17 protein-coding genes are annotated in these 14,126 nt (G+C 69.1%); 10 read left to right on the top strand and 7 right to left on the bottom strand.

Annotated elements, in window-relative coordinates; genetic code table 11:
* The first annotated feature begins 73 nt into the window (after positions 1 to 73).
* Positions 74 to 808, top strand: a complete 735-nt coding sequence (locus tag ACA514_RS37735; protein ID WP_375046081.1) for a dienelactone hydrolase family protein — start codon at positions 74 to 76, stop codon at positions 806 to 808.
* 39 nt (positions 809 to 847) lie between these two features.
* Here ACA514_RS37735 and ACA514_RS37730 read toward each other — a convergent pair whose 3' ends face one another.
* Positions 848 to 1,012, bottom strand: a complete 165-nt coding sequence (locus ACA514_RS37730; RefSeq protein WP_375046080.1) for a hypothetical protein — start codon at positions 1,010 to 1,012, stop codon at positions 848 to 850.
* Positions 1,013 to 1,134: 122 nt separating this feature from the next.
* Here ACA514_RS37730 and ACA514_RS37725 point away from each other — a divergent pair, with 122 nt between their 5' ends.
* The gene (locus tag ACA514_RS37725; protein WP_375046079.1) at positions 1,135 to 1,371 is read left to right on the top strand and encodes a hypothetical protein; all 237 of its coding nucleotides are present in this window, start codon (positions 1,135 to 1,137) and stop codon (positions 1,369 to 1,371) included.
* A gap of 323 nt (positions 1,372 to 1,694) precedes the next feature.
* Complete coding sequence (locus ACA514_RS37720; RefSeq protein WP_375046078.1) at positions 1,695 to 2,435, top strand: class I SAM-dependent methyltransferase; 741 nt, start codon at positions 1,695 to 1,697, stop codon at positions 2,433 to 2,435.
* 235 nt (positions 2,436 to 2,670) lie between these two features.
* Here the strand turns inward: ACA514_RS37720 and ACA514_RS37715 are convergent, their stop codons facing one another.
* Entirely contained in the window at positions 2,671 to 3,120 is a 450-nt protein-coding gene (locus tag ACA514_RS37715; protein WP_375046077.1) for a MarR family winged helix-turn-helix transcriptional regulator, read from the bottom strand.
* 134 nt (positions 3,121 to 3,254) lie between these two features.
* Between ACA514_RS37715 and ACA514_RS37710 the strand changes: the two genes are divergently transcribed.
* Positions 3,255 to 4,634, top strand: coding sequence for an MFS transporter (locus ACA514_RS37710; protein WP_375046208.1), 1,380 nt, complete (start codon positions 3,255 to 3,257; stop codon positions 4,632 to 4,634).
* An 11-nt stretch (positions 4,635 to 4,645) separates the two neighbouring features.
* On the top strand, positions 4,646 to 5,293 hold the full coding sequence (locus ACA514_RS37705) for a nitroreductase family protein (protein WP_375046076.1): 648 nt from the start codon (positions 4,646 to 4,648) through the stop codon (positions 5,291 to 5,293).
* Here the strand turns inward: ACA514_RS37705 and ACA514_RS37700 are convergent.
* From ACA514_RS37700 to ACA514_RS37690, 3 genes are all read right to left on the bottom strand, one after another.
* A complete protein-coding gene (locus ACA514_RS37700) occupies positions 5,238 to 5,519 on the bottom strand; it encodes a Tn3 family transposase (protein WP_375046075.1) in 282 nt (93 codons plus the stop codon). The genes ACA514_RS37705 and ACA514_RS37700 overlap by 56 nt on opposite strands.
* A 443-nt stretch (positions 5,520 to 5,962) precedes the next feature.
* Positions 5,963 to 6,786, bottom strand: a protein-coding gene (locus ACA514_RS37695) for an IS5 family transposase (protein ID WP_375046207.1) whose coding sequence is annotated in 2 segments (ribosomal slippage) — positions 5,963 to 6,417 and positions 6,417 to 6,786 — 825 coding nt in all. Because the reading frame shifts where the segments join, the coding sequence is not laid out codon by codon here.
* A 29-nt stretch (positions 6,787 to 6,815) separates the two neighbouring features.
* Entirely contained in the window at positions 6,816 to 7,064 is a 249-nt protein-coding gene (locus ACA514_RS37690) for a hypothetical protein (RefSeq protein WP_375046074.1), read from the bottom strand.
* 294 nt (positions 7,065 to 7,358) lie between these two features.
* On the opposite strand from ACA514_RS37690, the gene ACA514_RS37685 reads away from it, so the two are divergent.
* On the top strand, positions 7,359 to 8,372 hold the full coding sequence (locus tag ACA514_RS37685; protein ID WP_375046073.1) for a helix-turn-helix transcriptional regulator: 1,014 nt from the start codon (positions 7,359 to 7,361) through the stop codon (positions 8,370 to 8,372).
* 15 nt (positions 8,373 to 8,387) lie between these two features.
* Here the strand turns inward: ACA514_RS37685 and ACA514_RS37680 are convergent, their stop codons facing one another.
* Positions 8,388 to 9,626, bottom strand: coding sequence for a hypothetical protein (locus ACA514_RS37680; protein ID WP_375046072.1), 1,239 nt, complete (start codon positions 9,624 to 9,626; stop codon positions 8,388 to 8,390).
* Positions 9,627 to 9,629: 3 nt separating this feature from the next.
* Entirely contained in the window at positions 9,630 to 10,739 is a 1,110-nt protein-coding gene (locus ACA514_RS37675) for a ThiF family adenylyltransferase (RefSeq protein WP_375046071.1), read from the bottom strand.
* A 1,035-nt stretch (positions 10,740 to 11,774) separates the two neighbouring features.
* Between ACA514_RS37675 and ACA514_RS37670 the strand changes: the two genes are divergently transcribed.
* The 4 genes from ACA514_RS37670 to ACA514_RS37655 all read left to right on the top strand — a co-directional run bounded on the left by ACA514_RS37670 (position 11,775) and on the right by ACA514_RS37655 (position 13,590).
* Positions 11,775 to 12,200, top strand: coding sequence for a MarR family winged helix-turn-helix transcriptional regulator (locus tag ACA514_RS37670; protein WP_375046070.1), 426 nt, complete (start codon positions 11,775 to 11,777; stop codon positions 12,198 to 12,200).
* A 119-nt stretch (positions 12,201 to 12,319) separates the two neighbouring features.
* Positions 12,320 to 13,210 (top strand): NmrA/HSCARG family protein, encoded by an 891-nt coding sequence (locus tag ACA514_RS37665; protein WP_375046069.1) that lies wholly within the window; start codon positions 12,320 to 12,322, stop codon positions 13,208 to 13,210.
* Positions 13,211 to 13,285: 75 nt separating this feature from the next.
* Complete coding sequence (locus ACA514_RS37660) at positions 13,286 to 13,447, top strand: hypothetical protein (protein WP_375046068.1); 162 nt, start codon at positions 13,286 to 13,288, stop codon at positions 13,445 to 13,447.
* Positions 13,444 to 13,590, top strand: a complete 147-nt coding sequence (locus tag ACA514_RS37655) for a hypothetical protein (protein WP_375046067.1) — start codon at positions 13,444 to 13,446, stop codon at positions 13,588 to 13,590. Before ACA514_RS37660 ends, ACA514_RS37655 begins: the two co-directional genes overlap by 4 nt.
* Positions 13,591 to 14,126: the final 536 nt, after the last annotated feature.

Genomic DNA, 14,126 nt, shown 5'->3' with positions numbered 1-14,126 from the left:
TGCGCTGCCGCGCGGGCTCCGCCTCCGTCGTGTTGATCACAAGCTCGACACATCAACCACGACAGGAGAACTCATGCCCACCAAGACCCTGCAGATCCCCACCACGGACGGCCAGGCCGACGCCTTCGCCGCCTTCCCCGACGGTGGCGGCCGGCACCCGGGGGTGCTGATGTACGCGGACGGCTTCGGCATCCGGCCCGTACTTCGGGAGATGGCCCGCGAACTGGCCGGGCACGGGTACTACGTGCTCGTCCCCAACTTCTTCTACCGGCACGGCCCGGCACCAGTGGTCGAGCTTCCCGAGCACATCGGAGAAGAGGCCCGGCCCGCGATCTTCGCCCAGCTGATGCCCTTGATCGAGGCGCACACCACCCAACGGACCCTGAGCGACGCCGACGCCTACCTCAGATTCCTCGTCACCCAGCCCGAGGTCAGCACCGGACCGGTCGCGGTGACCGGCTACTGCTTAGGCGGCCTTCTGGCGGTGCGCACCGCCGTGGCCCATCCCGGCCTGGTGGCCGCCGTCGCCGGATTCCACGGTCCCGTGGGTGCCGTCGGGCCCGACGGCCTCTCCAAGCTCACCGCCCAGGTCCACTTCGGCCACGCCGAAACCGACCTGACGCCCGAGGCCCTCGGCGAGCTCAACCAGTTCCTGGATGCCGCGGGTGTCGACTACACCTCCGAGATCTACCCCGGCACCGTCCACGGCTTCACCATGTCCGACACCGACGCCTTCAACCCCTCCGCCCTGCAGCGCCACTGGGACCGCCTGCTCCCCCTCCTCGACCGCACCCTGGCCAACAGCTAAGGCTCCGGCTCGGAGAACAAACCCGAAGTACTGGGCTGGTCAGCAGGGGGGGGTGTCTTCGGCGGCCGCGGCGGCGCGCTGGCCGTCTGTGAGGGTCTTGTGGACGACACCGATGGAGACGTCGACTCCGGCGGCGGCGGTGCCGACGGATTCGCCGCGCTCGCGGCGGGCGAGGATGGCGGCGCGCTTGTCGTCGTCGACCACCGGCCGGTGGCCGCCGACCCGGCCGCGAGCGCGGGCGGCTTCCAGGCCGTTCTTGTCTTGCGGACGATGTCGCGGCGGCGGTCCTCGGCCAAGGCGAGGTCGAGGATGAGAGAGCGTTCAGTGTGCTCGCCGGTGGCGATGCCTTCCAGTACCTTGACGCCGACGCCGCGCTGGAACAGGTCGTTGAGAACGATGAGTCCTTCCAGGAGGTTGCGGCCGAGGCGTCGACCTCCTGGACGGTCAGCAGGTCGCCGTCGCGAAGGTCGGACAGCGCGTTGAGCAGCGCGGGCCGGTCGTCGGTGGCGAGCCTGCCGCTGGGTGTTCTGCTTGTCGGTGCTGACCCGGACCAGGCCGAATGAACGGCATGATGAACGCAGGGACGCCCCAGCCGGTCACCCACGGTGCACTTCTGCCGCATTCCGGCCGCAGCCCACGCGAGCCCTACTTTGGGGCTGGGGTCAGCTTCGGGAGTAGGACGCGGAAACGGGCCCGGTGGGTGCGGCCGCATGCGCTCTTGACAGGGAATGGGCCATTCCTTGTCGCATCACCGCGAGCGAGTCTTTGAGTAGATCAATCTGGCACCAGGCCCGCGGGCAGGCTGACACGCCAGGGCCCCTGCAATGATCCCGGCCCGTGCCCTAATCGTGTTGACCGCCCTCGACAGAAGTGCTGGAGTCGGCGCGTGGACAGCATCCCCGCCAACCGGCGGTTCTGGAACCAGATCAGCAGCACCTACCAGCACGAGCACGACCCGCAGATCGGCGCCACGCCCCGGCTGTGGGGCATGTACGCCATCCCCGACGCGCACCTGCACGCCCTGGGCGACGTCACCGGCAAGCGCGTCCTCGAACTCGGCTGCGGCGCCGGCCAATGGTCCAGGTCACTCGCCGCCGAGGGCGCCACCGTGGTCGGGCTCGACCTGTCCGAAGCCCAGCTCGCCGCAGCAGCCCGCGCGATGGGAACGGCCCGCTACCCGCTGGTGCAAGGCGCCGCCGAACAACTCCCCTTCACCGCCGACAGCTTCGACCTGGTGTTCTGCGACCATGGCGGGCTCAGCTGGGCGCCCCCGCACCTGGCCGTCCCGCAGGCCGCACGCGTCCTGCGCCGCGGCGGGCGCCTGGTGTTCAACGCCGCCAGCCCGTGGTTCGAAGCCTGCTACGACGACACCGCAAGCCGGGTCACCACCACGCTGCACCACGACTATTTCGGGCTGAACACCATCACCGAAGACCACGGCGCGGCCAGCTATCAGCTCACCTACGGTGACTGGATCAAAACCCTTCGCGGCGCGGGCCTCATCATCGACGACCTCATCGAACCGCGGCCCGAACCCGGAACACCCAACGGCTACAACAAAACGGACCCGCCCGACTGGGCACACCACTGGCCAGCAGAAATACTCTGGGTAACCCACAAACCGTAACTCTCCGGTGAGCCGGCCACCTGCGCACCGGCGAGGGCATGGCCCTGGCCAAGAGGAATGGCAAGCTCAAGGGCAAACAGCCCAGGTTGCCCGTGCCTAATCCGCCGCCGCGCCGCTACCGGCGAGGTGTCCTTGGCCGACCTCGCCACGGAGTACAGCGTCGGCTACTCCACCATTCACGGTCCGGGGGACGATCGGAGCCGACCAACGCGTGGTCCGCGTCTCGCCTCTGAGATCAGAGCTGCATGAGCTTGCTGACCAGGGCGGTGAGCTGGGCGCGTTCGCCGGTGGTGAGAGGGGCGAATGTTTCTTCCAGGTAGGAGGGGACGGTGCTCTCGGCCCCGGCGAGGCGTTCGCGGCCCTGATCGGTGATGGTGACGGCGTAGGAGCGGCGGTCGTCGGGGTTTCGTTCGCGGCGGACGAATCCGGACTGCTCCAGGTCGTCGCACACATTCACCATGACGCTGCGGTCGATCCGCAGTTCCTCGCTGAGCACCTGCTGGGAGCAGGGGCCGACGGTGTCGAGCATCTTCAGCACCAGGTGCTGGCCGACGCCGAGGCCGTGCCGGGCGGCGTGGGCGTCGGCGGCGCGGGCCAGGTACGCCGAGGCGCGGCACATCGCGATGTCCGGGCGTTCGGCCGCCAGCGTCGGGAAGTACGCCGGCCGGGCGGGCTTGGAAGGCATGGGTCTCCTGCACTGTCGACCCGCCCGAGGCTATCAGAACCATCTGCCAGACGATTGTTTGACAGCAGATCATTTGCCAGCATACGGTTCCGTCTCGTTGCAGATCGTCTGCCCAAAGATGGAGTGATCTGGTGATGCGTTCCGACCGCCGGGCGACGGCGGCCCTGATCCTGTTGTGCGCGGCGGTGTTCCTGGACTCGATGGACCTGTCGCTGATGGGCGTGGCGCTGCCCGCCATCGGCTCCGACCTCGCGCTGCCCGAGGGCACGCTGCAATGGCTGATGTCCGGCTATGCGGTCGCCTACGGCGGGTTCCTGCTGCTCGGAGGGAGGCTGGCCGACCTGCTCGGACGGCGCCGGATGTTCCTGGCGTCGCTGGCGGTGTTCGCGGCGGCGAGCCTGGCGGGCGGCCTGCTCTCCGACGGCCGGCTGCTGGTCGCCACCCGCGTGGTGAAGGGCGTCGCGGCCGCGCTGACCGCTCCGGCGGCACTGTCGCTGATCACCACGACGTTCGCCGAGGGGCCGCGCCGCAACCGGGCGCTCGGCGTGTACGCGCTGGCCGGAGCGACCGGCTACAGCGCCGGGCTGATCGCCTCCGGGCTGCTCACCGAGGTGAGTTGGCGGCTGGTGTTCTTCCTGCCGGTGCCCATCGCGCTGCTCGTGCTCGCCGTCGCCCCCAGGGTGATCCCGGCCGGACGCGCGGACGCTCCCCGCACGGGATTCGACGTGGCGGGCGCCGGCACCGTCACCACCGGCGTCCTGCTGCTTGTCTACGCGCTCACCGAGACCAGTTGGCCCGCCGGTGTCGCGGCGCTGGTGCCGCTGGTCGCGTTCGTGGCGATCGAGCGCCGCCGGCGGGACCCGCTCGTGCCGCTGGGCGTGTTCCGCTCGCGACGGCTCACCTCGGCGAATCTGGCGGCGCTGGCCTGGGCGTGCGCGACGATCGGCTGGCAGTTCGCGGCCGTCCTCTACCTGCAGGGCGTGCTGGGGTACTCGGCGCTGGACACCGGGCTGGGGATCGTCCCGATGGGATTGGCCATCGTCGTGACCGCCAACCTGGCCGGACGGGTGATCGGACGCTGGGGCCTGCGGCGCATCGCCGCGCTCGGGCTGCTGGTCCAAGGCGCCGGGATCCTGCTGTTCCTGCGCACGGGCGCATCCGGCGACTACGCGACCGTGCTGCTGCCCGCGCTCATCGTGCACGGTGTGGGCAACGGCCTGTCGTTTCCCAGCCTCAACATCGCCGCGGTCGGGGCCCTGCCCGACGACCGCCAGGGCCTGGCCTCCGGCCTGGTCACCTCCGCCGTCCAGATCGGAGCCGGCATCGGCGTAGCGGTGCTCGCGGCCGTGATGGCCATCCCGATCTCCCCGCTGGACGGTTACCGCGCGGCGTTCCTGACCGCCGGAGCCTTCTCGCTGCTCGGCGCCCTCATCGCCTACCTCGGCCTGCGGGCCCGCGCCGAACCCCCGGCCGACGAACCGGCGAACACCGCACCGACCTCCATACGAGCATGAGGAGCACCACGATGACCCTCGACCTGACCCCCGACGAACTGCTGTCCACCACCCGGGCCGTCCGCAAGCGGCTCGACCTCGACCGGCCCGTCCCGCGCCGGCTCATCGAGGAGTGCGTCGACCTGGCCACCCAGGCGCCGACCGGACGCAACCGGCAACGCTGGCACTTCATCGTGGTCACCGAGCCGCGCCTGCGCCGCAAGGTGGGCGACATCTTCCGCCGCGCGCTCGCCGCCGCGGAGGGCGCACCGCTGACCGAGCACGACATCCGCCGCATGAACCACGCCCCGCGCTCCACCCAAGGCGTGTTCGACGGACTACGGCACCTGACAGACAACATCCACCGCGTCCCCGCGTTCGTCATCCCCGCCATCGAAGGGCGCACTGACCGCGCCTCGACGGCCGTCCAATCCGGCACATGGGGCTCCATCCTGCCCGCGACCTGGAGTTTCATGCTCGCCGCCCGCGCCCGCGGCCTCGGCACCACGTGGACCACCGCCCAAGGACCACTCGAACCCGAACTCGCCGCCGTATTGGGCGTCCCCTACAACGAGGTCATGCTCGCCGCGTTCATCCCGCTCGCCTACACGATCGGCACCGACTTCAAACCCGCGCCCCGCATCCCACGCGACCAGGTCCTGCACTGGGACCGGTGGTAAACCCTCGACCACCAAGCCGAGCCCCCGACCAAGCCGCAGAGGCCGCGAAAGGGCTGATGTCGCCAAGCTCGCGCAGGCCCTCGGCGGGTGCCGAGGACGCGATGGAGTAGCGGCCCAGGCAGTTGAGGTGGGCGTGGCCGAGCGGGCTGAGCCAGACGGCGTCCTCATCGTTGACCGAAATCCCCTGGGCGCGCAGCCGGTCGACCGCGGCGGACAGGTAGCGCAAGTTCCACAGCGCGACGGCGTCGACGACCGAACCGTCACGCTGCTCGACGATGGCCGCCCGCTGGCCGAGATCGCCGCCTTCGAGCAGCCGTGGGGGCGGCGAAGCCGGCGACCTGGAACCGCAACCGCGCCGCGGTCGCCTCCTGGCTCACGTGGTGCCAGACCCGCAAGCGGTGGGCGGCGCCGTCGGTGCCGGCCAACTGCGAGCGCCGCCGCGAGTCGAGGACCTGGACCTGGAGAACCGGCGCATCCCGGTCCGCTCCAAGGGCGGCACCGCCCACCACTCCCCCGCCTGCTCCGCCTCCCCGACGGACACCGCGACGACTGTTTCGCGAGGTGGTAGGCGTAGGTGTGGGAGAGACCGAGCGCACAGGCGGGCCGTGATGATGTCGACGACCGTTGAGCACGTGGATCACACGGCCGCGCTAAGAGGTCGTAACAGAATCAGCGGACGAGGCGTCGCCAGCAGATGATGGCTGCGGCGAGGGTCATGAAGGCCTCGTGGATGTCGTCGCGGATCTCCCAGCGGATGCGTAAGCGGCGGAACCAGTGCAGCAGGCCGATGGTCCGCTCGACGACGTAGCGGTGGACGCCCAGCCCGGACCCGTGCGGGCTGCCGCGGCGAGCGATGACCGGTTTGATGCCCTTGGCCCAGACCAGGCGCCGGTATTTGTCGTGGTCGTAGCCGCGGTCGGCCAGCAGCCGCCCGGGTCTTCGCCGAGGTCGACCGACCCGGCCCCGGACCGGCGGCACCGCCTCCAGCAGCGGCATCAACTGAGTGACGTCGTTACGATTCCCACCGGTCAACGACACAACGAGCGGGATGCCGTTGCCGTCGGTCAGCAGGTGGTGCTTGGAGCCCGGCCGGCCACGGTCGACCGGGCTCGGCCCGGTTTTGGGCCACCCTTCAACGCCCGCACATGGGAGCTGTCGATCACCGCCCTCGACCAGTCCAACTGCCCGGCGGCATGCAGCTCCTCCAGTAACAGCCGATGCAGCCGCTCCCACACCCCGGCCTGATGCCACTCGGCCAGCCGCCGCCAGCACGTCATCCCCGACCCGAACCCCAACTCCTGGGGCAGGAACTCCCACCGGATCCCCGTATGCAGCACAAACAAGATCCCGCACAACACCTTGCGGTCGTCCAGCCGCCTACGCCCGGCGTGGCGCTTACGGCGCTCCACCTTCGGCAGCAGCGGCTCGATCCGCTCCCACCAGGCTGTCGGGCACGATCCACGGAGGTTGCTCGCCCTTACGCACCCACCCACACCACACCCGACCGTCACAATATGTCGCGCTACATACACATTTTGTTATGACCTCTAAGGCCAACGCGATCGACGGTCAGCGGGTCATACGGGTCGGTGACGAAGAGCAGCAGGCCACCGGTCAGCCCGTTGCGAGCAGGTGGATCCAGCTGTGCCAGCACAGCGGCAAGCCGGCCCGGGGCATGTCCGAGCAGCATCGAATCGTGCTGGACGAACTCGGCGCAGGCGCGAGCCGGCCGGTCGTGGTGCGCGATCGACTCGGCGAGCGTCAGCGGCACGAAAGGGAAGCTGACAGACCCCGGTCCTGTCGACCACGGCGAACATGAGTCGAAGACCCGCCTGCTTACCGAGTGGGCCAGACCGCCCGCTGCCTGCCGGATTCGTCGCCAACACTCACGACAGCTATAGGGCACGCGTTGGCCACCTGGTTCTGCCGGGTGGCCGCCTACGCCGTCTGGCGTGCGGCACGGTCAGTGTCCTGCTGGTCCACCACCACCTCGGAGGGCAGGAAGGGCCCATATCCACTCTTCGTGCACTGGTGTGTACGGTCCGTCGCAGTCACACTGGAAACCATGGTGACGGTCAGTGATCGGTTGCGTGGCGATCTGTGTTCTGCGCTGGTGCCTGGCGCGGGGCTGGAGCAGATCGGGGCTGAGCTGTCGCGTGTGATCGCTCCGGTGGTGGCGCATGATGCGCTGCGGTGCGGAGTGATGAACCCGGCATCGGGTTGGGGCGCCACCTCACTCGCGTTCTGGCACGGATACGTACCAGATCTCGGTCGCGCTTTGCTGGGTGCGGACGGTCTGCAGATGGCTGTACGGGATGTGGTGGGAGATGCCGTTCCCGTGGTCGTGGCTGATCTCGGAGTCGGCTCGGACGGATGCGACCGGCTGCCGACCGGGAACCGAGTCGGTGAAGAGCTGCGTTTCGCGCTGCGGGACGCGCGCGGCGTGTGGGGGTTGCTCTGCCTTCTGCGGGCGGCGGGCGGGAGGCCGTTCAACGATGCCGACGCGCGGCGGATCGCCGGGGTCGGGCCTTCGCTGATCGCCGCGCTGCGCGGCTACGTGACGGCGGAGCCCGGCGTGCCCGCCACACGCGAGCCGCCGCCGGGCATGCTGGTCGTCGGGGGCGACGGGCGGGTGAGGGCGATGACGCCCCAGGCGCGGCGGTGGCTGGAGGCGATGGCGGCGCGGCTTTCGGTACCGGAATGGCTGACCGAGGCGTCGTACGCCTCCCTGGCGACCGCGGTGCGCGAGAACCGGCGGCACCAGCGGCTGTGCGTGCCCTCGGTCGGGTCGGGCTGGTGGACCGCGATCGAGGCGCAGCCGCTCGGCACCAGCGGCGACGTCGCGATCCTGGTCCAGCGCGCGACCGGCGCACTGCTGCTTCCATCGTTCTGCGACTGGTACGGGATCACCGCCCGCGAACGCCAGATCATGCAGCGCCTCCAGCACGGCTCCGCACCCAAGCAGGTCGCCCGTGCGTTCGATCTGTCCGTCCACACGGTCAACGATCACCTCAAGGCGATCTTTCGCAAGACCGGCACCGGCGGACGCGACGAACTCATGGCCGCCATCAACGCCTGACGACGCCCCCAGCACCTATTCGCGGCGGTTGGAACGGCGGTCCAACGCCGCACGCAGTTTCGGTGCGTGCTTGGCGATGAACAGGCGCAGGAAAAGCACCTGAAGCGTTCCCTCGACAGCGAAGACGGTGATGCCGTCGGCAATCCTCACGCCGTCGCCTGATGTCACTCCGTCGAACGCCTGCCGACCTGCCTTGATGAACAGATGGAGCAGGATCGGCCCTTCATAAAAGAGGAACAGGGCGACGGACGCGAAAGATCCGAGCACCATGAGCCACGAGTAAATCCTGATCGACCGCCGCTCGCGAAACGGCACCTCGTCCAGAGGATTCAGGGGCCTTGGCCGGCCGGACACCGCCGCCGCCTTCTGTGCGACGTACCGGACATACTGCCAGCTGTCGGCGTACAGGTTCTTGCACCCCAGCAGCTCCTGCAGCACGAAGTACATGTCGGTTCGCATGTACAAGGCGAACTGCTGGGCGATCGAAAGCAGCAGGCCAAGGGTCAGCGCGTGAAGCGAGCGCAGGGCGAACCCCGAGGGGGCGCAGGCATCGATGGCGAGGGAGCAGCCCGCGATGATCACCAGGTCGGACGTGACGCCGGCGAGGTAGACCCGGAACCGGACGCGGCGGGGCGCGCCCCATAGCCCGGACACCGTCGTCTCGGCCACCAGGACCTGCAGGCGCGTTCCGAGCCCGAAGCGCGCGTGCACGCCGTCGGCCCGCGCGGCGGCCAGATGCCAGAACTCGTGGATCGCAATCGCCGTCAGGACCATCGCGGTGTTCCAGGCGAGGTTCACGCTCTGCGAGTCGGTGACGAAGTAGGCACGGAAGCCGGGGATCGGGTCGCCGCGCCTGGCCGCGGCCACGACGCCTGCCAGGACGAAGAGGTAGACCGCCGCCAGGAGCGGCCACCGGAACAGCCAGCGGACGTGCTCCGGACGCAGCCAGCGGAGACTGGTCGGAGGCGGGGGCTCGCCGACCCCGACACCGTCCAGGCGGGCGACGAAGCCCAGGCCGACGAGGTCGTCGACGAACGAGGCGGCGTCGATGTCCACGCCGTGTTCGCCCTGGACGCGCTCGCAAGCGCCACCGAGGTCGGCCCCGCCGGCCAGCGCGCGCAGGAACGCGGCCGCCTCGGCCGGCACCTCGACGAACTCCCCGGTGTCCGTCCGGCCGACGATCCACTGCCCGGCGCCCTCGTCCTTGAAATGGAGCGGATGCAACTCCACCCGGCTGTCGGCGGTGACGGGCATGTCTCAGTCCTCGGCCATTGGTCGGGCGGTGTCTCCGCAGTCCGGGCAGCCCGGCCGCTTCTTGGCCTCGATGTAGTACTGATGGTCGTAGTCCAGGAAGTTGCGGTGCAGTTTCCGGCCCGCGGTCTGCACGCGCATCCCCAGCAGCAGGAAGATGGTCTCCAGTGCGGCGAAGTGGCCGGCCATTTGAGCGGTGGGCGCCATGACCGGGTTGAAGCCGGGGATCCGCGGATTGGTCAGGTCGCCGCGGCCCTGGGACGCCAGCCGTTCCCGCTCGCCGTCCCGCATGCAGCGGTAGCAGCCGGTCTCGCCGGGGACGAACGTTCCGGCGCACAGCATCGGCCCCGCGTAGGCACCGTTCAGCCAGGGAGTTCCGAGCCGCAATGCGGCCTGGTTGGCGAAGTGCTCGATATTCTCGGGGCTGTCGGCGCAGAGCAGGAACACGTCCGCGCCGCGCACCGCGTCCGCGACGTCCTCGGCGCTGTCCAGCCGCAGGTCCGCGCCGCTGACCTCGATGTCGGAGTTCAGCATGCGGAGCCGCTGGACGGCCACCTCCACCTTGCGCCGTCCCAGATCGGCCTCGACGTACAGCAGTTGCCGGTTGAGGTTGGTCAGCTCCACCTCGTCGAAATCGACGCAGTGGATCCGCCCGACCCCGGACGCGGCCAGGCTCGACGCGACCGCGCAGCCGATCCCGCCCATGCCCAGCACCGCCACCCTGGACGCCTTCAGCCGGGCCTGGAGCTCGTACGGGTGCGTCCGGGGCGCGGTGTCGATCCAGGACTGGAACTGAACGCCCCGCTCGTACCGCCTGAGCTCGCGTTCCGACAGCGATGGCGGGGGTTGCGAGCCCGCATCCTCGACCCAGCCGGAGGCGATGAGGAAGTCCACGGCCTCGGCGACCTCACCAGGGTCGGCGCCCTGCTCGGCGGCCACCGCGGCGACCAGTTCGTCCTCACGGAGCGTCCCGTCCATGCGGCCGCACAGCGGCCACACCAGGCCCGACTCGTCGTCGATTTCGGCGCCCAGCCCGTAATGGCGGCTGCCGATCCAGATCTTCCCATCCGGACGGCGGACGGGAAGGTGTGCGGTCTTGATTCTCGGTTTCCGCATGGAACATTCCTCCGAAAGAAATGGTCGGTCAACGGAGAGGCCGGGGGCCGTGCCCGCAGTGGGCTCGGCCCCCGGCCCCGCACTCAGGTGTTGTTCTTCCGGTCGCCCGTGGTCTCGAGCTTGTCCAGCTTCCGGATCTTGATCTTCGTCATTTCTGTCACCGCCTTTCGCACTGAGGAGTCGGAGTGAAAGGGCCTTACGGAATTCGTTTTCCGAACCCGCCGCTCCGATGAGCACAACATTAGGATGGGCCGAGATAAGGCCGGTATCCCTAAACTTGGGGGGATGCGGTGCGATGACCCGAGTGATAGCGGTGCAACTCGGCCACCGAATGGCCGAGCAGCGCCGGTCATGATGCTGTTGCCTGTGTCGAACGAGGCCGCACGCGGGCCGGGAACCGGTAATGGCGGGACTTCCTGCTGCCGGGGGCAGGTGGAACGCCACCTTGATCGGCGATCAGGTCTCCACCTCGCGCGTGGTCGCCCTTGGTCTCGTACAGGTCCCGTGGGGCTTCGTTATCCCGGTTCGTGGCCTGATCTGCTGGTTTCCCGGCGGGGTCATGCCGCGGTCGGGCGGGCTGAAGCGCCATGGTGTGGTCGCGCGGCCTAGCACTCCAGCCGTAGGTCGTTATAGCGAGTGAAGTGTTGCATTGGCGCCAGATCGACCAGGCCTCGGAGCAGGCCAAGATGCGGGCGGGTGCCAGGACTCAGGCTGGTGAGCAGCCGTTGAGCTTCGTTTCAGGTCAACGCGATCAACCGGCCGGGGTCGGTCGTGTGGCATTGTCGTGGGCGGCGATCACGGCGAGCAGAGCGTGGACGAGCATCGCGAACACCGGCCAACGCCGCCAGGAGGTCCAGCGGCCGACCTGGTGCTCGTCGAGTCCGGCCGGATTTGCCAGGCGCCGAGGACTTCGCGGAGGGGTCGCGGCGCTCCAGGCCAGGCCAGGCAAGGCGGATTTCACTGGCAGTTGGACGGTCGGCGAGCCGGTCGGCGTCGGTAGACTAGGCGTTCGGCGCCAGGCGAGGGGCGGTGGGCGTGGACTACGGTGACAAGCTCTTCTGGCTCTCGGTCCTGATCCAGCGGAGGTACGCGCAGATCTGCGCCGAGTACGACCTGACTTCGTTGCAGGCCACGCTGCTGTGCGCGGTCAAGGACGAGCCGCGGCAGATGGCGTATCTCGCCGCCTCGCTCGGCATGACCAAGAACGCGCTGAGCCAGCTCGTCGATCGCATCGAGCGGCGCCATCTGGTCAGCCGAGCGAGTTCAGAGCAGGACCGGCGGGTCATCATGCTCAGCGTGACGCCCGCGGGGAAGGTGCTCGCCGAGGCGGTGTTCGCCGAGACCACCAAGCGCCTGCCCGACGTCGCGGAGAACCTCGACGCCGACGACCAGCGCGATCTCGAACGCCTGGCCACCGCCATCGTGGACGCGTCGGGCGTCTCCGCGTCCACCTCGTCCTGACATACCGCGCAGTCCTCCTGGGCACCCTCCTGCTTTGCATCAGTTCATGCCATGAACTAGTATTGTTCATGGCATGAACCAATCAGGGTTCATGCCATGCCTTAGCGAGAGGTGACGACATGGTCACGCGGGAAAACGGTGCGATCGCGGTCTTCGGTGCGACGGGACAGCAGGGCGGGGCGGTCGTCGACGCGCTCCTGGCCCGGGGAGCGCGGGTGCGGGCCCTCGTCCGCACCCCCAAGTCCGATCGAGCGCAGGCGCTGGCCGCCCGAGGCGTCGAGCTGGCGACCGTCCGGATCGACGACCCGGCGTCAACGGTCGCCGCGCTGGAGGCCGTCGACGCGTTCTACTTCATGACCCCGGAGGCGAACAGCCTCGAGGAGGTCGAGGAGGAGGTCCGAGTGGGCACCGCCCTCGTCGATGCGGCGGCCGCAGCGCGCGTGCCACACGTCGTGTTCAACTCGGTCTTCGGAGCGGATCGCGAAACGGGCGTGCCGCACCACGACTCGAAGCACCGGATCGAGGAATACCTGAAGCGTTCCGGTCTGAGGGCCACGATGGTTCGCCCGACCGCCTTCATGGAGAACCTCGCGACCGTGATGGCGCCGAGCCTGGAGGACGGAACGATCGTGCTGAGGCTGCCGCTGCCGGACGACATCCCCCTGAAGATGATCTCGATCAAGGACATCGGCCAGGTCGCCGCCGCGATCCTGCTCGACACCGCGGACGTGCCCGGTGGAGCCATCGAGGTCACCGGCGACGAGCCGACGGGCCCCCAGATCGCCGCCGCGTTCGGCGCGCGCGCCGGGCTACCGTCACGCTACGAGGCCCTGCCACTGAGCGTCCTCGGCAACGACCTCGACAAGGCGATGTTCCGCCAGTTCGCCAAGGGGTCCGAATCCCCGTCAGACCTCGCAGCACTGAAGGCGATCGAGCCGACCATCTGGGACCTGGCCGAGTGGATCCGCTCCACCGGCTGGACCGCGCCCGCGGACCGGGTCCGTTCCTAGTTCGCCGACACCACGGCGCGCTTCGCCCTCAGCGAGGTCAGGGTCGGGCCTGGGTCGCCGAAGATCGCTCACGACATGATCCTCACCGGCCGGCGCCTCACCGCCGAGGAAGCCCTGCACTACGGGCTGGTCAACCGCGTGGCGGACGCCGGCACAGCGCTGGAGGGCGCCCGCGCGCTGGCCGCCGAGATCCTCGACGACTCCCCACCTCGGTCCGGCTCTCGCTGCAGGTCATGACGGAAACGGCCGGGATCGCCGACCCCGTCGACGCCATCGAGACCTCCTCCCCGGTGCTCGACGAACTCATGACCACCGAGGACGCCGTCGAAGGCCTGACCGCCTTCGCCCAGAAGCGCAGCCCGAACTGGCGCAACCGCTGACCGGAGCCGTTACGGGCACGTCAGGCAAGCGATTCACGAACACTCATCGATGCCGCGGTGACCTCCTGACACCCCCGACGCCAGGCCTCCGCTACGTAGGGCACACAGCCCGACCGGTGACGGTAGTTCCTTTGCCGAGGATCCTGATCGACCTATGCCCGCGCCACTCGGCGGGTTCGCCGATCGCCGCTGGGGCGTCTCGCCAAAATGCGGATATCGCTTTCAGGTGTCACACCACCGGACGCGGCGCAGTGAGGCGCTGGCGGGCTTCGCCGATCGGATTGTCGCCGTGATCAGACGTCCACACCACAGAGCACGGAAAAGGTTCAGGGCCGCCGGACCTGGTGGTCGGGCGGCCCTGTTCGGGGGTCGGGATGGTCAGGTTTTGTTGTAGGTGTGTTTGGCCCAGAGGTAGGACAGGGCGGCGATGGCGGTGCACCAGGCGGTGGCGATGGCGGCGTTGTTGCCGATGTGGGTGCCGAGGAGGAGGCCGCGGATGGTTTCCATGATGGGGGTGAAGGGCTGGTAGTCGGCGA

Source organism: Actinomadura sp. NTSP31 (assembly GCF_041951385.1).
GTDB classification, from domain to species: domain Bacteria; phylum Actinomycetota; class Actinomycetes; order Streptosporangiales; family Streptosporangiaceae; genus Spirillospora; species Spirillospora napierensis.
This window is presented reverse-complemented; position numbering and strand designations above follow the sequence as displayed.

Coding starts and splice junctions, on each gene's coding strand:
- ACA514_RS37735 (WP_375046081.1), top strand. CDS start 74: ATGCCCACCAAGACCCTGCAGATCCCCACCACGGACGGCCAGGCCGAC.
- ACA514_RS37715 (WP_375046077.1), bottom strand. CDS start 3,120: ATGCCTTCCAAGCCCGCCCGGCCGGCGTACTTCCCGACGCTGGCGGCC.
- ACA514_RS37710 (WP_375046208.1), top strand. CDS start 3,255: ATGCGTTCCGACCGCCGGGCGACGGCGGCCCTGATCCTGTTGTGCGCG.
- ACA514_RS37705 (WP_375046076.1), top strand. CDS start 4,646: ATGACCCTCGACCTGACCCCCGACGAACTGCTGTCCACCACCCGGGCC.
- ACA514_RS37685 (WP_375046073.1), top strand. CDS start 7,359: ATGGTGACGGTCAGTGATCGGTTGCGTGGCGATCTGTGTTCTGCGCTG.
- ACA514_RS37680 (WP_375046072.1), bottom strand. CDS start 9,626: ATGCCCGTCACCGCCGACAGCCGGGTGGAGTTGCATCCGCTCCATTTC.
- ACA514_RS37675 (WP_375046071.1), bottom strand. CDS start 10,739: ATGCGGAAACCGAGAATCAAGACCGCACACCTTCCCGTCCGCCGTCCG.
- ACA514_RS37665 (WP_375046069.1), top strand. CDS start 12,320: ATGGTCACGCGGGAAAACGGTGCGATCGCGGTCTTCGGTGCGACGGGA.
- ACA514_RS37660 (WP_375046068.1), top strand. CDS start 13,286: ATGATCCTCACCGGCCGGCGCCTCACCGCCGAGGAAGCCCTGCACTAC.
- ACA514_RS37655 (WP_375046067.1), top strand. CDS start 13,444: ATGACGGAAACGGCCGGGATCGCCGACCCCGTCGACGCCATCGAGACC.